This is a genomic window from Paenibacillus sp. FSL H7-0943 (assembly GCF_037963265.1).
In the GTDB taxonomy this organism is placed as follows: Bacteria; Bacillota; Bacilli; order Paenibacillales; family Paenibacillaceae; genus Paenibacillus_AQ; species Paenibacillus_AQ odorifer.
In genome coordinates this window covers 4,880,526-4,900,130 of sequence record NZ_CP150148.1, presented here as the reverse complement: position 1 = coordinate 4,900,130, position 19,605 = coordinate 4,880,526, and the positions used below count along the sequence as shown (strand labels likewise).

The following is a 19,605-nucleotide window of genomic DNA, read 5'->3' as shown; positions in this document are numbered from 1 at the left end:
CATTCCTTTTTTATAAAGGAGGATATCGTCCTTTCTTCTGAGTTAGGTTTCTTTGTTGACTTATCGTAACGATTACTATTATACTACTAATAGTAAAATTTACGATTTGAGGGGTAGATCAATATAATGGCGGCAATGAAATCGCGTATAAGTTTGCTCGTCCTTGCACTGGTACTGGTATTTACACTAAGTGCATGCGGACCTAAGAGCAGTGGAAGTATAGTTGAAGGGAAAGTAAATGTAGTTACAACCTTTTATCCTATTTACGAGTTTGCTAAGGAGATTGGCGGGGAAGATATCAATGCTATTAACCTGCTTCCAGTGGGTGTGGAGCCACATGATTGGACACCGCGCAGTCAAGACATTATCAACACTTCTAAGGCACAGCTATTTCTATATAACGGTGCAGGCTTAGAAGGCTGGGTTCCTAACTTTTTAAAAGGCCTTGATAGCAGCAGTAAAGTTAAGGCGGTTGAAGTAAGTCAAGGTATTGATTATATCATGACCGATGAAGATGACGGGCATGATCATGGGGCAAGTGAGGAAGAGTCTCATCAAAATGAGGACACGGATCATAACAGTAATGCCTCTGGAGACAGCCTGCATACAGACCCGCATACTTGGGTAAGTCCAAAATCAGCCATTGTCATGGCTCAGAATATTAAAGAAAGCCTTCAGTCCGTGGATCCTGAGCATAAAGAAGGTTATGAAGAGCGTTACAATAAGCTTGCGGAACGTTTGCAGGCGTTAGACAGTAAATTCAAAGAGGAGCTTGCTAAGCTGCCCAACCATAAGATCGTAGTATCGCATCAGGCTTTTTCTTACCTTGCCCGTGACTATGGATTGGATCAGCATGCGATTATGGGACTTTCGCCAGACGCTGAGCCGCGCGGACAGGATTTAGTGAAGCTTGCGAAAATGGTAAAAGATGAAGGGATTAAGTATATCTTTTTTGAAGAGCTTGTCTCCGATAAACTGGCTAAGACTCTGGCCGCCGAAGCGGGCGTTTCCACTATGGTGCTTAATCCGGTAGAGGGACTTACTGCGGAGCAAGAGAAGAACGGCGACAATTACTTCACTCTGATGGAGAAAAATTTGCAAAATCTGATTATGGCCTTACAATAATAAGGAAAGTATAAGGGAAAGGCGGTACTTAAGCATGCAATCGGTATCCTTGGACTGCCATCAGCATATCATCGATATACAGGATCTTTCTTTTTCATATGGGGAACAGAAGGTGATATCGAATCTTAACTATAGTGTAAGAGAACGAGATTTCCTTGGTATCATTGGTTCTAATGGTGCTGGTAAAACAACATTGATGAAAATGATCGTCGGCTTGCTTCCAGCGAGCTCTGGTGAAATTAAATTATTCGGAACGCCTGTCCGCAAGTTTAAAGACTGGGAACGGATCGGGTATGTTCCGCAAAAGAATGCCTTCAACCCATTGTTTCCAGCAACGGTGCGTGAAGTAGTTCTGTCAGGTCTATATAATAACAAGAATCTGATCCGCAGAGTATCTAAGGCTCAGCATCGTCAATGTGAGGATGCACTTGAAGTCATGCGGATACAAGATATCGCGGAGAAAAGAGTAGGCCAGTTGTCAGGCGGTCAGCAGCAGCGTGTTTTTCTGGCTCGGGCGCTGATTAACCATCCTGACCTGCTGATTTTGGACGAACCTACCGTGGGTATTGATGCCGAATCACAAGCGGGATTCTTTGAATTAATTACGCATATGCATGCTCATCATCATATGACCTTCCTGATGGTGTCACATGATATCGACATGATCAAAAATTATTTAGGTCATGAGCCCGTGCAGACGAATGGTAAAATCAACTTTTACTCCCGCCACTCACATGATCTCCAGAATTGCACAGAAGAGAACCTGCAGCACACGCTCTCTTAAGTCATAATCAAACTCTGAATCGTAGCTTTCTCTGCGATTAGAGCTATACATAGTGTGTGAGTGTGGAAGTCGGGGACTCAATCCTAGTTGATCTTAATCTTTTTCGTATCTAGGCACCGCCAGTCTGCAAGCGTGTCCCTCTAGGGACGAAAGCGATCTTTCCCCAACCTAACTATGTTCAGTAACACTAACTCCTACGCTAGTTGCACTTAACGGGTGTCCAGAGGGCAGAGCCCTTGGGGCCCTCCCTTGGAAGGGAGGGTTTGGGAGGGATCGAAAAAGGTTTGAAAAAGGTTTTTAATGTTCGAATGGTTCGAAAAGGTTCCGAAAGAAGGAGAGTTTAAGTTGGAAATACTATTTAGCGATTTTTTTCAGCGGGCGCTTGCGGGCGGACTGCTGATTGGTATAACAGCGCCGCTTATAGGCGTTTTTCTTGTGCTTAGACGATTATCCATGATCGGAGATACGCTGGCTCATGTTACTATAGCGGGGGTGGCACTCGGTTTTCTAACAGGATTTTATCCGCTGGGCGCAGGCCTTATCTTTGCAGTGGTAGCGTCCTTCGCGATTGAAAAGCTTCGCAAGGCTTATAAGAGTTATGCGGAGCTGTCGATTGCCATTATAATGTCAGGCGGAGTGGCGTTGGCTTCACTCTTTTTCACCTTAGGAAAAGGGTATAATGCGGACGTAATGAGTTATTTGTTCGGCAGCATTTATACGCTCGATAATACCGATTTGATCGTTGTAGGCATAGTGACTATAGCTGTTGTAGTGGTAGTTTCGATGTTCTTTAAAGAGTTCTTTTTGCTTAGCTTTGAAGAGGATGCAGCAAGTGTAAGCGGGCTTCCGGTGAAACTGCTTAACATGCTGATCACCATTCTGACAGCACTTGTGATTAGCACAGCCATCAAGATCGTAGGCTCGCTGTTGGTATCTGCTTTGTTGACTATTCCGGTTGCAATCAGCTTATTGCTATCCCGTAGCTTTAAATCCTCGGTCATCCTGGCGGTTATTATTTCGGAGATTGCCGTTGTAGGTGGACTAGTGGTAGCTGGAGTCTGGAATTTGGCTCCCGGTGCAACTATTGTGCTTTTGCTCATATCATTATTGGTATTAACCTTGATCGGTAAAAAGGGTTTGCCAGCATAAACAGCGAATTAAGTAATCGGTATCGCATTAGGCAAGCATAAACGCCTTCGGTGTCCTTGTAAGGACGATAAGCGAAAAAAAGGAGCCATAAGCAGCTCCATGAAGTGACTCGAATGCCGGAAGGAGAGCCGCTATTTTGTCTAATATCAATGCAGGAATTGCTTTAGCCGCAGGGGTGGCATCGTTTATATCGCCATGCTGTTTACCGCTGTACCCCTCTTATTTATCGTACATTACCGGGTTATCCGTTCAACAATTAAAATCAGGCAGCAACTCTAAAGAGGTTCGTATACGCACCCTAACTCATACATTGGCATTTATATTAGGTTTTTCTGCAGTTTTTTACACACTTGGTTTTGGGGCTGGGTTATTCGGGCAATTCTTTAATGGCCAGCGTGATCTGATCCGGCAATTGTCGGCGATTCTAATTATTGTAATGGGTTTGTTTTTGCTTGGGATTTTTCAGCCGCAGTTTTTACTTCGCGAACGTAAGCTTGATTTAAAATGGAAACCGGCGGGTTATGTGGGCTCCTTTATTTTCGGGATTGGTTTTTCTGCGGGTTGGTCACCCTGTATCGGGCCGATTTTGACGGCAATTATTGCTCTTTCGGCAAGCGACCCGGGCACTTGGTTTACATTGATTACCGCGTATAGCATCGGATTTGCTTTGCCATTTTTTCTTTTAGCCTTTTTCCTAGGCGGAGTGAAGCGTATCCTCAAGTATTCGAATCTGCTGATGAAGATTGGCGGCGTCCTTATGGTATTTATGGGTATTTTGCTGTTCACGGATCAAATGTTCCGGATCACAGTGTGGCTACAAGGAATAACGCCGGATTGGCTGATTTTTTAGGTGAAGTAATCAATACCTGCTTCCGGAAAATGCTCGAAAATCCGCTCTGTGATAAATTCTCGCAGGGCGGTTTGCTGTTCATCCGGATAGACATATTTGTTCTGTCCCCAGCGGCCCCATTTCTTTTTGCGTTTCTCCATGTCCATTTCTAGTTTGGATTTCGGGTAACGTTTCTCAATTACAGTCTTGGCTGTTTTGGTGAATCGGTGCTGAATCATTTCAAAGGTTAGACCTTTTCCGATTTCTGGCGGAAGGGTCTTGGCTAATTTGGCCAGTAGCTCCGCATAGCCTTCCTGCCAGCCGTCATACCAAATAATTGGGGCAATGATGAAGCCCAGTGGATAGCCGGCGCGGGCAACCTTTCCAGCCGCTTCAATTCGCTCTTCAAACCGCGAGGTAGCAGGCTCGAAATTTTTGATCACATAGTCAGCATTCACGCTAAAACGAATTCTGGTATGTCCGTTATGCTGCAAATCGAGTAGGGGTTCAACATGTTGGTATTTGGTCACAAAGCGCAGGCGGCCAAGGGGCTCCGCTGCCATGAATGTGATGAGTTCTGAAAGAGACCCGGTAATATGCTCCAGACCTAACGGATCTGAGGTACAGGCTGCTTCAAATGTCGTGATTTCAGGGCTGCGCTCCTCGATATATTTTTTTGCGGCGTCAATGATGTCATCGGTGTTTACATATACACGAATGTAAGGCTTTGCCCCTAAAGTAGTCTGCAAATAACAATAATGGCAGTGGCCCATGCAGCCAGTTGCGATCGGAATTGCATAATCTGCGGAGGGTTTGGATTGGTCAAACTTTAAGGTTTTGCGCAGGCCGACTACAAGTGTTCTTTTGGCAATTTTATATTGCTCGACCTCTGTGTCACCCGGGAAATTCATTATACGGTTATGCGATGTAGTCATGCGATAGGGAATATTGTTAGCCTTCACCCATTCCATGATTCGTTCACCTTTCGGGTAATTTAAAGCATCCGGCTCGAAGAAAACAAGCTCGGGGACAAAAAGGGCTGTAGCTTTTCTGGTTCTCTTTACGGGAGGGGTCTCAGGTGTCACTATAGTCATGAATTCACGCTCCTTCTGAAAGATGAGTACGTTTATTATGCCTAACTGAGTCTCATTAGAAGCATGGCAATCATGGGTAACTCCTCCCCATGTTCTCTTGAAGGACTTGCCAAGGGGCGTTAGAAACATGTATCATTGTTAGAGCAAGGTTTGGCTCGGCGCCAGGTTCATTATAGAAAAGAGGTAAATTTTAATGCCAACACCCAGCATGGAGGATTATTTGGAGCGCATATATAAGCTCATTGATGAGAAAGGTTATGCGCGGGTCTCGGATATTGCCGAGGGACTGGAAGTACACCCCTCCTCTGTGACCAAGATGATCCAAAAACTGGATAAGGACGAATATCTCATCTATGAGAAATATCGTGGGCTTGTCCTAACCAACAAAGGGAAAAAAGTAGGGAAACGTCTTGTTGATCGTCATCAACTATTGGAAGAATTCCTCGGTTTGATCGGAGTACAGCAGGAATTTATCTATAATGATGTTGAAGGGATCGAGCACCACCTGAGTTGGGATTCGATTACACGTATCGAAACGTTGGTGGAATATTTCCGCCGCGATGAAGAACGTCTGCAGACTTTATATGCTATTCACAATGAACTGGCAAGCGATTCTTGAAATGTTTTTTCCCGAAACGGATACCGTCCTTAAAGTTATGCCCAGCAAGGCTTTGGTGAGCATAAACTACTTGATGGTATAGCCGTTTCTATTTTGTTTAGTGCAACCTTTCCCAGTTTTTAGCGTCAAAACGGATAAGTCCTTTTTCTGGCTGAGACTGATACCGCTCTTTTGAAGGGTGGAATCGGTACATCAACTTGGAGGATTGATCCGTTTTTTCTTTTTTTATAGGATACATATTATTTAGATTTGGGGAGGAATTATGAATTATCGTAAATGGATGTTGGGATTGCTAGTATTAGTATTGTTTCTGCCTTTATGGTCTCCTGGGGCACGTGCGGCAGCTGTGCAGATTACCATTGAACTGGATGGCGAGGCGCTGGCAAGCGATGTGCCGCCGTATATCACAGCTTCGAATGTAACGATGGTGCCAATTAGCGTCATTAGTAAAGGGTTGAATGCTGGAGTAGTTTGGAATCAAAGCAGTAAGACAGTAACAATCACGCAAGGAGATACAGAGATCAAGCTGACCAGTGGCCAGAAAAGTGCATTAGTTAATAATGCTTCTGTAGCCCTCGACACCTCAGTACAGATTAAGCAGGGACGGGTTATGGTGCCGCTTCGTTTTGTAAGTGAGCAATTGGGGTTACAGGTTATCTGGGATCAGGCTACCAAACATATTTCTTTGTACTCTAATACAGAGCCGCCGCAGGCTGCTGATCCGGAAACACCAGCAGTACCTACAGCGACTCCAGTCGTTACGCCGACCCCAACCCCTACAGCGACTCCAAAACCGACCTCGCCAACAGTTCCAAGTATTCCTGGTGCGTCGGCTAACAAGGAGATGAAGGGAGCCTGGATCTCTACAGTATTTAATCTGGACTGGCCTTCAGTAGCTTCTGCAGGTAACGAAGCGAAACAAAAACAAGAATTTGATAATCTGCTGGACAAGCTAAAAGCTGTTGGTTTTAATGCTGTTTTTGTACAGGTTAGAACCTCAGCAGACAGCCTGTACCCTTCTGTTCTAGTTCCTTGGTCTAAGGTGCTGACCGGCACCCAAGGAAAAAATCCGGGTTATGACCCGTTGAGCTATATGGTCAGCGCTGCACATTCACGCGGTATGCAGTTCCATGCATGGTTCAACCCATTCCGCGCGACAACAGATGCTTCTACATCCGCATTAGCAAGTAATCATGTGGCTAAGTCAAATCCGGAATGGATTGTAGACGCCGGAGGTAAAAAATACATCAATCCAGGGATCCCAGCAGCCCGCCAGCACATTATCGATACAGTGTTGGAGGTCGTCAAAGGCTATGATGTAGATGGTGTCCATTTGGATGATTATTTCTATCCTTCAGGTGTATCTTTTGCCGATGATACTGCTTATAAGACTTATAACACGAAGAACCTGTCCTCTAAGGCGGATTGGCGCCGCGATAATATTAATGAATTCGTCCGTCAATTGGGAGAACAGATTCATAAGGTGAAACCGAAGGTTTCTTATGGAATTAGTCCGTTTGGTGTATGGCGTAATATCAAAAAAGACAGCACAGGTTCGGATACCACAGCTGGAGTTACCGCTTATGACGATATGTACGCCGATGTTCGGACATGGATCAAGCAAGGCTGGATTGACTATGTAGCACCGCAAATTTATTGGAGTCTGTCCTTTAGCACTGCCCGTTATGATAAGCTAGTAGATTGGTGGGTTAAAGAGGTAGAGAATACGAATGTTAAGCTCTATATTGGACAAGCTGCTTATAAGGTTGGAGCAAGTGACCAGAAAGCAGAATGGCAAAGTGGCGACCAAATCATCAACCAGCTTAAGTATAATGAGAAATATAAAGAGGTTGCAGGCAGTATTATGTTCAGAGCAAATGACATTGTTGTCCGCAATCCGTTTGGATTATCAAATTTGCTGACCTTTTATTTTCAGTCTAAATAAGATAACTGTTCTAGATAAGGAGTCATGAATGCTCCCCCGTGCTCATAGATAAGCAATAGAATCTATGGGAAACGGGGGATTTTTGTGTATGGAGATTAACGCTGTGTTTGAAGGAGGGGGAGTAAAAGGGATTTCTCTCGCTGGAGCAGTTGAAGCCACGGAAAGGGCGGGGCGAACCTTTAAAAAGGTCGCTGGAACCTCCTCAGGCGCAATTGTAGCGACTTTACTGGCTGCGGGTTATGAAGGTGAGGAAATGAGTCGGATGATCCAAGGAACTTCTTTTTCATCGTTTATGAAGCGAGCTCCCATCTATAATACGGCTTGGGTAGGTCCTGCACTGCGAGTGTTATTGAAGAAGGGATTGTATTCGGGTGAAGCCTTGGAATCGTGGATGAGATCGCTTTTGCTAAAAAAGGGAATTATCACTTTTCGTGATCTGCCTCCAGGCAAACTATCTATAATTGCTTCCGACATTACCAATGGCCGGATATTGGTCTTACCAGATGGGTTGGAACAGTATGGAATCTCTCCTGAACATTTTGAGGTGGCTAAGGCTGTGCGCATGAGCTGCAGTATTCCTTATTTTTTTGATCCAGTGATGCTCAGGTTAAATGGACAATCTGCTAGAGGGAAGTCTTTTATTGAGCAATTTGTATACGTTGTGGATGGAGGGTTATTAAGCAATTTTCCTTTATGGCTATTTGACGGGATGAATGAGAATAGTAAAGTGCCGGGGAGAAGAATCCCTACGGTAGGGTATCAAACAGTAGGTAAAACCGACCCGCAGCCCCACAGGATTAGGGGACCGTTCAGTATGCTGCAAGCTATGGTAAGCACCATGCTGTCTGCTCATGATGAGAAATATATTGAAGATGATAAATATGTCCGCACGGTAACCATCCCAACGCTTGGTATAGGCACGACGCAATTTAATATTACGAAGATGCAAAGCGACGAATTGTATGCCGCCGGACTGAAGGCAGGGGAAGACTTCTTTAAGGAGTGGCGCCCCAGATAACAAGCAAGCTTTATAATATCAGAAAAAAAGCATCCCACACGTTATTTTGAAACGTGGAGATGCTTTTTGGTGTTTGTTTTTATTTAGTTAATGGTACTTCGGAAGCTGATCATCGTTTTTCCCTTTATTTCCTTCGATGACTTGGAAGGGATAACTTTTACGTTTGCCTGGTGCTGCTTGTGTCTTGCGAATCCCAGCAACCTTGGTCATGGTTTTCTGCGAAGGTTTGACTTTGATTCTAGATCCATTACTGCTGCGAGCGTATTTCCCTGGTCCCATTTTGTAAGCATAATAGATAATCGCTAACAGTACTAAGGGGAGAATCAGCTTCGACAGCGTATAGAAAGGCTCAGTCAAGACTCCAATCACAAAACCGAATGTTGCAAGAATTACTGAAATCCAAAAAATTAAAGCATGCCTGATCATAGGACACTCATCCTTTCGCAGGATCCAATATGCCGCCTGACACACTTGCCTCCGTATATCCTCTGGCTTCAATCTCTGCATCAAGCTCACGCATACGATTGAAAGAGGCGATGGATACTTCTACCTGATCATCCTTTGGTTCTTTGGTAGTGAGCAGCTGCAGCCATAGTCCAGGGTATCCCAAGTATTTGAGACCTGGAATTTCTCTTACTGCGTTGGTACCCTTCAGAACCTCAAACGAAACACCGATTACGACAGGCAGCAGAATAATCCGTTGGATCACACGTTCCCAAAGATTATCCCAGGGGACTACGGAGTAAATAATAACGCCGAGGATAATCGTCAGCATCATAAAACTGCTTCCGCAGCGGTAATGCAGACGGCTGTATTTCTGAACGTTCTGGACAGTCAGCTCTTCGCCTGCTTCAAAGGCGCTGATGACTTTGTGTTCCGCACCGTGATACTGGAATAGCCGCTTGATCACAGGTGTTTGCGAAATCGCCCATAAATAGACCAGCAAGAGAACCATTTTAATGCCGCCTTCTATGAGGTTGTGCAGTACATAGTTATCAAATGCATTCTTGAATAAAAAATCTTCGACAAATACTGGTACAAGCGTAAAAATGAGCTTTCCGAATAAGAAGGAGAGAATACCCATTACAGCAACGCCAAAAATCATTCCGAGGCTCCAGCCTTCGTCCTTTTTCTTCGGCTTAGCTTTCTCTTTCGCCAGTTCTTCGGGTTCCAATTCATCTTCGGCATAGGATTCAGCCGAATAGTTCAAGTGCTTAGAGCCTTTGGCGCTGGCATCTATAATACTGACAAGGCCGCGAAGCAGCGGAATCTTGCGCAGTTTAGTGACCCAGCTCTTATCGCTTCTTGGCACCTCCAAAAATGTAATCTCCTGATTCTTTCGTCGCACGGCTGTTACATTAATATGCTTGCCGCCGAACATGACGCCTTCAATGACGGCTTGGCCGCCATAGCTGGGAGTTTCCTGGGACAACCAATTCACCTTCCCGTAATTAATATGATTTATATAATACATTGTAACTAATTTTTGAAGACATTACTAGTTGGATCGCCTTTTGCTGCACATACTACCTTATATGGACAAGGAGAGACAAATCGTTATTAAAAATACGGAAAGAGAGGCAATTCTATGAGCAAATCACATCAACAACAATCAGATCATACTAATATTTGGTTTTTTGCGCTCGAATTAGGTTTTTTCGCAGGTTTGATTTGGGGAGGGCTGCACTGGTTAATCTACTGGTTCAGCTTTACCAAGGTTAGTCCTGGTTATTTAGCAGAGCCGTTTTTTAAACATACTTTTCTGACAACAATGTATGGACATCTCGTGGGTTATTTGTTTTTCATCTTATTTTCAGTGATAGCCTCACTGCTATATGTGCTTATTCTGCGCAAGCTGAAGGGACCTTGGCCAGGATTGGTTTATGGTGTTTTGTGGTGGGTAGTTATATTTATTCCCGGCTCGCAAATGTTTCTTATGCAGCCGCCTTTTAAGCTGCCGTGGAACACTGTGATTAGTGAGTTCTGCCTTTTTTTACTTTGGGGGATGTTCATTGGATACACAGCGGCGATTGAGTATACCGACGAACGAAAGCGTGAGCAAGCGACTGCACTTGCCTAACGGCTCGAAAAAACTTCTCAAGGGGATATCCCTATGTTAAAATACAATGTGGCTATTTCGAGAGGAGAATGAAAATGGGTAACGAGCGCGTCTCCAAGCTGCGTAAGGTTTTGCAGGATAAAGGATTGGAAGCAATGTTGATAACCAGCGGTTATAACCGCCGCTATTTAAGTGGATTTACCGGATCGTCCGGTTATGTATTGGTGACAAGCGATGATTGTTATCTGCTAACTGACTTCAGGTACATGACACAGGCTGCGGATCAAGCGGTAGGAGTTAAGGTTGTAGAGCATGGTCCTAAATTTATTGATACAGTACGCGAGTTGCTGCCAACAGGCAGTGAGGTACGTGTTGGTTTCGAACAGGATGATGTCTCATTCAGCGCTTATACCTCATATGCGGAAGCCCTTAAGCCGGCAGTGTTAGTTCCAGTTTCCAAAGCCGTGGAAGACCTCCGTATGTTCAAGGATGCTGAAGAGCTTGCTGTTATGCAACGTGCAGCTGATCTGGCTGATGCTACATTCAATCATATTCTGAATGTGATCAAACCAGGCATGACTGAAAGAGACGTCGATTTGGAAATGGAATTCTATATGCGTACCCACGGGGCAACTGCGTCATCGTTTGATACGATTGTTGCTTCAGGTGAACGTTCGTCCATGCCGCATGGCGTAGCAAGCAGCCGTGTAATTCAAGGTAATGAATTTATTACGCTTGATTTCGGCGCATTACTCGATGGATACTGCTCAGATGTGACTCGTACCATTGCACTCGGAGCTCCAGATCCGAAGCTGAAAGAAATCTATGATATTGTGCTGGAAGCTCAGCTACATACGTTGGCACATATCAAACCGGGTATGACTGGACGGGAATGTGATGCACTGGCACGTGATATCATCGCTAGCTACGGATATGGTGATCAATTTGGACATAGCACGGGTCATGGACTTGGAATGGAAGTTCATGAATGGCCGCGTTTGTCCAAGCTGAGTGACGATATCATGCAGCCGGGAATGGTCGTTACTGTAGAACCAGGTATCTATTTGCCGGGGATTGGCGGAGTACGTATTGAAGACGATATTGTGATCACCGAGAGCGGAATATCGCTGCTGACCCATTCGTCCAAAGAATATACAGTACTGTAAGTAAGAAAAGTAGTAGTTTAATTATCGAATTCAGGAGGGATTTTTAGTGATTTCAGTAAACGATTTTAAGACAGGCTTGACCGTAGAGGTGGACGGTGATATTTTTACCGTTCTTGATTTCCAGCACGTTAAACCAGGTAAAGGTGCTGCGTTCGTTCGCTCTAAGCTGAAAAACCTGCGCAATGGTAACACTGTTGAGCGTACTTTCCGTGCTGGTGAAACTATTGGCCGTGCTATTATTGAGAACCGTGGCGTGCAATATTTGTATGCAAGCGGATCGGAGCATGCTTTCATGGACAACGAAACTTATGACCAATTCGAATTGTCCAGCAAGCAGCTTGAATGGGAATTGAACTTCCTTAAAGAGAACATGACTGTAAACATCATCAGTTACCAAGGTGAAATCCTTGGGATTAACCTGCCTACCAGCGTAGAGCTGAAGGTTGTTGAAACTGAGCCAGGTGTGAAGGGAAATACTGCTCAAGGCGCTACTAAATCGGCCAAGCTTGAAACAGGTCATTCTGTACAAGTTCCTCTGTTCATCAATGAAGGAGATGTGCTGCTTATTGATACTCGCGAAGGTAAATATATCTCCCGCGCGTAGGAAGCATCATACTTGCCGAACTTATAACCAATCAGCCTCCCCCGTTATTACGGTGGGGGGTTTTTGGTATATAAACGAGGATGCATGAGGAACAGTATGGGTGTGGAATGTTATACTTACGAATTAAAGGATTAGAAGGAGGCGCATATGAGAAAATTAATTATATCTGAGTTCATATCCCTTGATGGTGTTATGGAAAATCCACAATGGACCTTCTCATTCGGAAGTGAAGAACAGGAGCATTTCAAATTTGCTGAACTGAAAGCTGCTGACGCTCTAATGTTAGGACGGACAACCTACGAAGGTTTTGCAGAGGCTTGGCCAAATATGGTTGAGCAGACAGGTGAGTACGGTGAAATGATGAATGGATACGCTAAGTACGTCGTCTCCACAACTCTCGAAGAAACAACATGGAGCAATTCAAGCTTGCTCAAGGGCGATCTTGTTCAAGAGGTGTCCAAGCTGAAAGAACAGCCGGGGAGAGATATTCTCGTTTTTGGCAGTCGTACGCTTGCGCAGAGCCTGATGCAGCTTGGCCTTGTCGATGAATATCAGCTTCTGGTCTTCCCGATTCTGCTGGGTAGCGGTCAGCGCCTGTTCGATAACGTTGGTGAAGAGAAGACGTTGGAGCTAGTGGACTCCAAAAGATTCAGTTCTGGAGTGATGGCCTTGACTTATCGACCAGCTTCTCAATAAAAAACTGGAAGACGAGTGAAATGAGGTCAGCTAGTGTCTTGAAGCTGACCTTATCTTTTTGTTAGCTTCTGGAAAATCAATAATTTTTTAATGAAATCATTAACGCATTACGCTATTTTCGTATTATACTGGTTTAAAGCGGGAAACCGATTAGAAGCAACTACATAGACCGATATGGGGAGTGAGTGGGACTTTGTCACTTTATGTTATGAAATTCGGAGGCAGCTCCGTCGGCGACACAGAACGCATGCAACGTGTTGCCAAGCGCATCGCAGACAAGCAGGATGAGGGACATCGCTGCGTTGTAGTTGTATCTGCTATGGGGGATACAACAGATGATTTGATCGATACGGCGAAGCAATTAAACGGGCAGCCGCCTGCACGTGAAATGGATATGCTGATGACAACAGGAGAGCAGATTTCCGTTGCTCTTTTGTCCATAGCTCTTCATGGGATCGGGCGGAATGCAGTATCTTATACAGGATGGCAGGCCGGGTTCCGTACAGACGAAACCCACGGTAGAGCTCGTATCAATGATATTGATCCACACCGTGTAGTAGCGTCTTTGGAACGCGAACAGATCGTTATCGTTGCCGGTTTCCAAGGGATGACTTTGGATGGTGAGATCACTACCCTGGGCCGCGGAGGATCGGACACGACAGCTGTAGCCCTTGCGGCTGCTATTCAAGCAGATGTATGTGAGATTTATACCGACGTTGATGGTATCTATTCTACAGATCCACGCATTGTGAAAACAGCCCGCAAGCTGAACGAAATCTCATACGATGAGATGCTAGAGCTTGCCAATCTGGGAGCGGCGGTACTACATCCGCGTGCAGTGGAGTATGCTAAGCGTCATCAAGTTAAGCTGGTCGTTAGATCGAGCTTTAATCATAATGAAGGTACTGTTGTGAAGGAGGAAGCAAGCATGGAGCAAGGTGTCGTAGTTAGTGGGATTGCTTATGATAAGAATGTAGCGCGTGTCAGTATTCTAGGAGTACCTGATGTACCGGGTGTACTCGCTCAAGTCTTCGGCAAGCTGGCTGAAGAAGGCGTAAACGTAGATATCATTGTGCAAAGTGGTGTGCAGAATGAACAGGCTGACTTCTCATTTACAGTTTCACTTGATGAACTGGACCGTGCGAAGGAAGTCATTAAAGAAATCCATAAAACTTTACCTTACCGTGAAGTAACGTCCGAGGATAACCTCGTTAAGGTTTCTATTGTTGGCGCGGGTATGGTTAGCCATCCTGGTGTTGCGGCTCAAATGTTTGATGTGCTCTCCCAAGAGGGCGTAAGCATTAAGATGGTCAGCACGTCTGAGATTAAGGTTTCTTGTGTAATCGAATCCGGCAATTTGCCATCGATCATTCAGGCGCTTCACACCGCTTATAATCTGGATACAACTGAGCAGGCCTTTGTTGGTGGTCCTAAGGATCGTCGTTAAGAGCCGTTCAATCAATAAAAAGGGAGATCCTACAGCTATTTAGCTACGGGGTCTCCTTTTTGGGCATCAGCAATAAATGAAAAGGAACGCTGCAGGTTTGAATGCAGCGTTCCTTTTTACATCTATATGGGTATTTATCCTAAACGTCTAAACCGGCCTAGAATTTCAACAGTCTCAAGTACATTGACGAAAGAGCTTGGATCCGTCTCAAGGATAGTCTTACGCAGCTCTGACAGCTCATAGCGGGTCGTTACGGTCATCAGCATTGTATTGCCCTCGTGACTGTAACCGCCCTCTGCGTTGACTACTGTGATGCCATGAGGCAGCTCTCTAAGACGATTCAGCATTTTATCCCGTTCCTTGGTAACAATGAAGCAGGTTAGCTTAACATGACGAATATGAATCATATCAACCACTCTGCTTTTCACAAAAATACAGAGCATAGCGTATAAGGCTGAGTCCCAGCTTTTAAAGAAGCCTAAACTCAGAATAACGAGCCCATCCATTACGAAGAGTACATTCCCAATAGGAATATCCCGCTTACGTGTAATAATCGAGCCTAATATATCAAATCCTCCAGATGAACCCCCGGCACGGAGAGAAAATCCAACCCCGCCAGCAATAATTACGCCGCCAAAAATACTAGCCAAAATCGGGTCTTTGGTCACTTTCACCGCAGGAATAATTGTCATGAACCAGGTGGTAGCTAAAACGGAAAGCATGCTTAGTAAGATGTACTTTTTCCCCACTGCAATAAATCCCCAGATCAGAACAGGAAGGTTTATCGCAAAATAAATGATTGAGATGTACTTCGGATTAGTTACATACCCGATGACTGAAGCCACCCCTGCTACCCCGCCGCTTAGCAGTTGATGAGGAATTAGAAATAATCTCATCCCTGCGGCGACTAAAAAAGCTGAAAAAATAATGATTGCCGCTTCTCTTACTGGTCTGACTACGGACCGCATGCTGAGCGGTAGCCCGTAATTTCGTACGTGCATGACACAAATCCCCTCTTTTTCTTATGTCTTTTTAGTTTGCCTTTTTTTGAAAATATAAACTCACTATATTTCCAATTAAAAAGGATACCACAGATGAAGGCGTTCGTAAAAATTATTTTATCGTACTGATTATATTTATTTATGAACCCACTCACTATGAATTCTTTCACAGTCTGATCTGCAAATCTGTCATTTCTCATTGTCTAAAGTGAAAAAGCCACGCATATCCATGAATAATAGAAAGCTAAACAAGCCTCAGATCTCTTTTGGTATGAATGAATTAGTAAAAGGAGTGGAGTAGATTGGACAAGTATGTAAGCTGGATGGCGACTCTGCGGTTGTTCTCGGGCAGTGCAGAGATTATAGCTGCGCTGATAATGCTCAGATTAAATCAGGTCGATAAGGCGCTGGCTGTCAATTCTGGACTGGCTTTGGTAGGCCCGACCATATTGATATTGACGACAGCTATTGGTCTGACTGGGATGGCACAGCAGCTGTCATGGAGCAAATTAGGCTGGGTGGGCTGCGGTGTAGCCTTTCTCTTAATCGGGATTTTGAAAAAATGATAGATGATAGGCATATTGGGCGCGTACAAGCATAAATATGGAATAAAGCAATTAAGTAGAGGACAGCTTGGGGGTACTTTGTATGGCAGATGATTGGCTGCAATTGTTTCCTGAAAAAGTAAGAGCGCTGTTAAAGTGCCTTCCCCTTCCGCTGCTAGGAATGGTGGAGGAGATTCGTGTCCGTGAAGGTCGTCCGCTGGAAATTAACTACTCTGGTAAATATCACTTTCTAAGAGTGAATGGCAGTTTGACGCAGAGGCCTGAAGAAGCTTACAAGCCGGATCGGGAAGACACTCATCGACTGCTAGACCTGATCAGCAACCATTCGCTATATACGATGGAAGAAGAGCTGAGAAAAGGATTTATTACGATTCCCGGCGGTCATCGGATAGGACTTGCTGGCCGGACAGTACTGAGTGGCGGAGGTGTAGAGCATCTTCGTGATATCACTGGCTTTAATGTCCGTATTGCTCGAGAAGTACCTGGAATCGCAGATGGAGTGCTGCCTTATTTACTGGACAAGGGGCGGCAGCGAATGATGCACACCTTGATTCTCTCCCCTCCACAACATGGCAAGACTACCCTGCTCCGCGATCTTGCAAGACAAATCTCCTTAGGGGAATTGGGCAAGCGCGAAGGGATTAGACCGGGGCTGAAGGTGGGAATTGTTGACGAACGGTCTGAAATTGCTGGCAGCCGGCGTGGTGTTCCCGCTTTTGACGTGGGTCCGCGGACTGATGTTCTTGATGGCTGTCCCAAGGCAGAAGGCATGATGATGATGATCCGGTCGCTATCGCCAGAGGTATTAATCGCGGATGAGATTGGGCGTCCTGAAGATGCCGAAGCAGTTACCGAGGCACTGCATGCCGGAATATCTGTCATTGCTTCCGCTCACGGAAAAGATGTAACAGAGTTGGCTCGTAGGCCGGGTCTTGGAGGACTGCTGGAACAAAAGATGTTCGAGAGATATGTCATACTCCATCGTTCAGAAGCAGGCCTCACGTTTCGTATTCTGGATGGCCAGAAAAGAGGAATGCTGCTTATCTCTCCCGGGGATCGACTAGGTGGTGATTTGCATGCTTAAGCTGTTCGGTGCTGTGCTCATTGTGGTGGCTGGTACGCTTGCAGGTCTCCAGTTTGCTCGTCAATATGCAGACAGGCCCAGACATATCAGAGGTTTAATAGCAGCACTACAGCGGTTGGAAACAGAGATCATGTACGGCTTCACCCCACTGCCGGAAGCCATGCGGCGGATTGGGAATCAGTCGAAGGACCCGCTGAAATCGTTGTTTGTCAAAACAGCGGAGGAGATGAGCCCTCCCTATGACAGAAGCGCCCAGGATGCCATCCAGCGGGCGATGGAAGCATATTGGAAGTCTACCGCTATGAAGGGGACAGAAAGAGAGATTCTTCGCCAGCTCAGCTGTACTCTCGGCACAAGCGATAGGTCGAATCAGAGCACTCATATCGCGTTAGCATTGCAGCAATTGAAGCAGGAGGAGTCGGTGGCCAGAGAGGATCAAGGCAAATATGAAAAGTTAAGTAAAAGCCTGGGTCTGCTGCTTGGAGTACTGATCGTCATTTTGATCTTTTAGCGAGGTGCCAGGAATGAATATTGAAGTCAATGCGATTTTTCAAATTGCCGGCATTGGCATAATTATCGCCATGATACACACGGTGCTCAAACAGATGGGAAAAGAGGATTTCGCACATTGGGTCACCGTGATCGGGTTCGTAGTCGTGCTGTTCATGGTGATTCGTATGCTGGACGGGTTGCTGCAGGAAATAAAAACGATCTTTCTTTTTCAATAGGCGTGCCATGGAGATTATTCAAGTTGTTGGGATTGGGCTGATATCGACCATATTGATTCTCGTACTGAAGGAACAAAAACCGATGTTCGCCTTCCTTCTTGCTACTACAACAGGAATTCTAATTTTTATGTTTCTCATCGGCAAGATCGGAATGATCCTCTCTACACTGGAGCGGGTGGCTGAGTCATCGGGGATGGAAATGATTTATTTGAAGACTGTTTTCAAAATCATCGGCATTTCCTATATCGCGGAGTTCGGTGCACAGATTGTACGAGATGCCGGTCAGGAATCGATTGCTTCCAAAATAGAACTCGCCGGCAAAGTGCTAATTATGGTACTAGCCGTACCCATCATCAGCATCATTATCGAAACCGTCATGAAACTACTGCCTGCTTAAAGCAATCGTAAAGAGAGCTGAGCAACGAATCGGGAGGAGAAATTATGCAAGAGCGCAGTGTTTTCCGTCCTCCAAAACTAAAAATAATACTGCTGCTGCTTCCATTCTTTTTCATTCTATGGTTTGCAGGTACAGCTCAGAGTGTGCAAGCTTCCTCAACACCAGAATCCGGCAGTTCCTCCCCGGTAGACCAGTGGGTCAAGAGCCAGGTGAATAATTTGCCAAAAGATAAAGTCGAGTCGTACTGGGATCAGCTGATGAAGGATTATGGTGGTTTTTTCCCGGACGGGGCCACACCCACGCTAATGGACATGCTGCTTCCAGGAGATAAGGGGCTCAGCTTGAAGGGTGTGTTATCTGGGCTTCTAGGCTTTATGTGGCATGAGGTGCTGTACAACGGAAAGCTGCTCGTGACGATTGTGATGATCAGTGTGCTCAGCATGATTCTGGAGACGCTGCAAACCGCTTTTGAGCGAAAAACGGTCAGTAAGGTCGCTTATACGCTCTGTTATATGGTGGTGCTGGTAATTGCCGTGAACAGCTTCAATATCGCTATTGGTTATGCAAAGGATGCTATCGATCGGATGATCGATTTCATGATGGCGATGATTCCACTGCTGTTCGCGCTGCTGGCTTCGATGGGGAATATCGTTACGGTCTCCGTCACCCATCCGTTAATTGTTTTTATGATTCATACGGTTGGCACCATGATCCACACCCTTGTTTTTCCGCTTCTTTTCTTCTCGGCAGTGCTGCATCTGGTCAGCGCATTGTCAGAGAAATATAAACTAACCCAGCTGGCTAACCTGCTGCGAAACATCGGTGCTGGACTGTTAGGTGTACTGCTAACTGTGTTCCTAGGTGTAATTTCCGTTCGAGGGATAACAAGCTCAGTAACGGATGGGGTCACCATTAGGGCCGCTAAATATATTACAGGGAATTTTGTTCCGGTCATCGGCAAAATGTTCGCGGATGCCACAGACACAGTAATCTCAGCTTCACTGCTGGTGAAGAATGCGATCGGGTTATCGGGTGTCATTATCATATTGTTCCTGTGTGCTTTTCCGGCAATCAAAATCCTGGTGCTTGCCCTTATCTACAACATAGCCGCCGCTGTGATGCAGCCGCTGGGAGAGACACCGATTGTAGTCTGTCTCCAGACGATTGGAAAAAGCATGGTGTACGTATTCGCTGCTTTGGCTGCTGTTTCCTTAATGTTTTTTATGGCGGTTACGATCATGCTGACTGCGGGCAATTTGACCGTAATGATGAGGTGAAGCAACAAAACCTTTAG

The 19,605-nt window shown here is 45.4% G+C and carries 22 protein-coding genes; 18 read left to right on the top strand and 4 right to left on the bottom strand.

What is annotated here, in order from left to right; all coding sequences use genetic code 11:
• Positions 1-126 precede the first annotated feature (126 nt).
• From NSQ55_RS21570 to NSQ55_RS21555, 4 genes are all read left to right on the top strand, one after another.
• Positions 127-1,125, top strand: a complete 999-nt coding sequence (locus tag NSQ55_RS21570) for a zinc ABC transporter substrate-binding protein (RefSeq protein WP_076277679.1) — start codon at positions 127-129, stop codon at positions 1,123-1,125.
• 34 nt (positions 1,126-1,159) lie between these two features.
• Positions 1,160-1,909 (top strand): metal ABC transporter ATP-binding protein, encoded by a 750-nt coding sequence (locus NSQ55_RS21565; protein ID WP_036682888.1) that lies wholly within the window; start codon positions 1,160-1,162, stop codon positions 1,907-1,909.
• Between the two features lie 345 nt (positions 1,910-2,254).
• Positions 2,255-3,058 (top strand): metal ABC transporter permease, encoded by an 804-nt coding sequence (locus tag NSQ55_RS21560; RefSeq protein WP_036682884.1) that lies wholly within the window; start codon positions 2,255-2,257, stop codon positions 3,056-3,058.
• 136 nt (positions 3,059-3,194) lie between these two features.
• Positions 3,195-3,908, top strand: coding sequence for a cytochrome c biogenesis protein CcdA (locus NSQ55_RS21555; protein ID WP_076302716.1), 714 nt, complete (start codon positions 3,195-3,197; stop codon positions 3,906-3,908).
• Here the strand turns inward: NSQ55_RS21555 and splB are convergent.
• Positions 3,905-4,981 carry a spore photoproduct lyase gene (gene splB / locus NSQ55_RS21550; RefSeq protein ID WP_076184169.1) on the bottom strand — a complete coding sequence of 359 codons (1,077 nt, stop codon included), beginning with the start codon at positions 4,979-4,981 and terminating at the stop codon, positions 3,905-3,907. The two genes, NSQ55_RS21555 and splB, sit on opposite strands and share 4 nt — an antisense overlap.
• 193 nt (positions 4,982-5,174) lie before the next feature.
• Here splB and mntR point away from each other — a divergent pair, with 193 nt between their 5' ends.
• The 3 genes from mntR (at position 5,175) to NSQ55_RS21535 (ending at position 8,563) form a co-directional block, all read left to right on the top strand.
• Entirely contained in the window at positions 5,175-5,600 is a 426-nt protein-coding gene (mntR, locus tag NSQ55_RS21545; RefSeq protein ID WP_036682880.1) for a transcriptional regulator MntR, read from the top strand.
• A gap of 262 nt (positions 5,601-5,862) precedes the next feature.
• Positions 5,863-7,545, top strand: coding sequence for a family 10 glycosylhydrolase (locus NSQ55_RS21540; RefSeq protein WP_076193095.1), 1,683 nt, complete (start codon positions 5,863-5,865; stop codon positions 7,543-7,545).
• An 88-nt stretch (positions 7,546-7,633) separates the two neighbouring features.
• Positions 7,634-8,563, top strand: a complete 930-nt coding sequence (locus tag NSQ55_RS21535; RefSeq protein WP_076193098.1) for a patatin-like phospholipase family protein — start codon at positions 7,634-7,636, stop codon at positions 8,561-8,563.
• Between the two features lie 87 nt (positions 8,564-8,650).
• Here NSQ55_RS21535 and NSQ55_RS21530 read toward each other — a convergent pair whose 3' ends face one another.
• Together NSQ55_RS21530 and NSQ55_RS21525 are read right to left on the bottom strand one after the other, a co-directional pair.
• Entirely contained in the window at positions 8,651-8,989 is a 339-nt protein-coding gene (locus NSQ55_RS21530; protein ID WP_339169024.1) for a hypothetical protein, read from the bottom strand.
• Between the two features lie 7 nt (positions 8,990-8,996).
• On the bottom strand, positions 8,997-9,995 hold the full coding sequence (locus NSQ55_RS21525; protein WP_036682868.1) for a DUF1385 domain-containing protein: 999 nt from the start codon (positions 9,993-9,995) through the stop codon (positions 8,997-8,999).
• Positions 9,996-10,151: 156 nt separating this feature from the next.
• Here NSQ55_RS21525 and NSQ55_RS21520 point away from each other — a divergent pair, with 156 nt between their 5' ends.
• The 5 genes from NSQ55_RS21520 to NSQ55_RS21500 all read left to right on the top strand — a co-directional run bounded on the left by NSQ55_RS21520 (position 10,152) and on the right by NSQ55_RS21500 (position 14,535).
• Entirely contained in the window at positions 10,152-10,643 is a 492-nt protein-coding gene (locus tag NSQ55_RS21520) for a YqhR family membrane protein (protein ID WP_036682865.1), read from the top strand.
• 74 nt (positions 10,644-10,717) lie between these two features.
• Positions 10,718-11,788 (top strand): Xaa-Pro peptidase family protein, encoded by a 1,071-nt coding sequence (locus NSQ55_RS21515; protein ID WP_036682862.1) that lies wholly within the window; start codon positions 10,718-10,720, stop codon positions 11,786-11,788.
• Positions 11,789-11,834: 46 nt separating this feature from the next.
• Positions 11,835-12,392 (top strand): elongation factor P, encoded by a 558-nt coding sequence (efp, locus tag NSQ55_RS21510; RefSeq protein ID WP_038572538.1) that lies wholly within the window; start codon positions 11,835-11,837, stop codon positions 12,390-12,392.
• Between the two features lie 147 nt (positions 12,393-12,539).
• Complete coding sequence (locus NSQ55_RS21505; protein WP_339169020.1) at positions 12,540-13,088, top strand: dihydrofolate reductase family protein; 549 nt, start codon at positions 12,540-12,542, stop codon at positions 13,086-13,088.
• A 193-nt stretch (positions 13,089-13,281) separates the two neighbouring features.
• Positions 13,282-14,535, top strand: coding sequence for an aspartate kinase (locus NSQ55_RS21500; protein WP_036682855.1), 1,254 nt, complete (start codon positions 13,282-13,284; stop codon positions 14,533-14,535).
• Between the two features lie 134 nt (positions 14,536-14,669).
• Here the strand turns inward: NSQ55_RS21500 and NSQ55_RS21495 are convergent, their stop codons facing one another.
• Positions 14,670-15,536: a YitT family protein gene (locus tag NSQ55_RS21495; RefSeq protein WP_081387084.1), complete on the bottom strand. Its 867-nt coding sequence runs from the start codon at positions 15,534-15,536 to the stop codon at positions 14,670-14,672.
• 323 nt (positions 15,537-15,859) lie between these two features.
• Between NSQ55_RS21495 and NSQ55_RS21490 the strand changes: the two genes are divergently transcribed.
• The 6 genes from NSQ55_RS21490 to spoIIIAE all read left to right on the top strand — a co-directional run bounded on the left by NSQ55_RS21490 (position 15,860) and on the right by spoIIIAE (position 19,588).
• Entirely contained in the window at positions 15,860-16,102 is a 243-nt protein-coding gene (locus NSQ55_RS21490; protein WP_036683194.1) for a YqhV family protein, read from the top strand.
• 82 nt (positions 16,103-16,184) lie between these two features.
• Positions 16,185-17,186 (top strand): stage III sporulation protein AA, encoded by a 1,002-nt coding sequence (gene spoIIIAA, locus NSQ55_RS21485; RefSeq protein ID WP_076220015.1) that lies wholly within the window; start codon positions 16,185-16,187, stop codon positions 17,184-17,186.
• Complete coding sequence (gene spoIIIAB, locus NSQ55_RS21480; protein WP_076104383.1) at positions 17,179-17,697, top strand: stage III sporulation protein SpoIIIAB; 519 nt, start codon at positions 17,179-17,181, stop codon at positions 17,695-17,697. Before spoIIIAA ends, spoIIIAB begins: the two co-directional genes overlap by 8 nt.
• A 13-nt stretch (positions 17,698-17,710) precedes the next feature.
• The gene (gene spoIIIAC, locus NSQ55_RS21475) at positions 17,711-17,914 is read left to right on the top strand and encodes a stage III sporulation protein AC (protein ID WP_036682849.1); all 204 of its coding nucleotides are present in this window, start codon (positions 17,711-17,713) and stop codon (positions 17,912-17,914) included.
• Positions 17,915-17,921: 7 nt separating this feature from the next.
• The gene (gene spoIIIAD, locus NSQ55_RS21470) at positions 17,922-18,311 is read left to right on the top strand and encodes a stage III sporulation protein AD (protein WP_036682847.1); all 390 of its coding nucleotides are present in this window, start codon (positions 17,922-17,924) and stop codon (positions 18,309-18,311) included.
• A 44-nt stretch (positions 18,312-18,355) separates the two neighbouring features.
• Positions 18,356-19,588 (top strand): stage III sporulation protein AE, encoded by a 1,233-nt coding sequence (spoIIIAE, locus tag NSQ55_RS21465; RefSeq protein ID WP_036682845.1) that lies wholly within the window; start codon positions 18,356-18,358, stop codon positions 19,586-19,588.
• Positions 19,589-19,605: the final 17 nt, after the last annotated feature.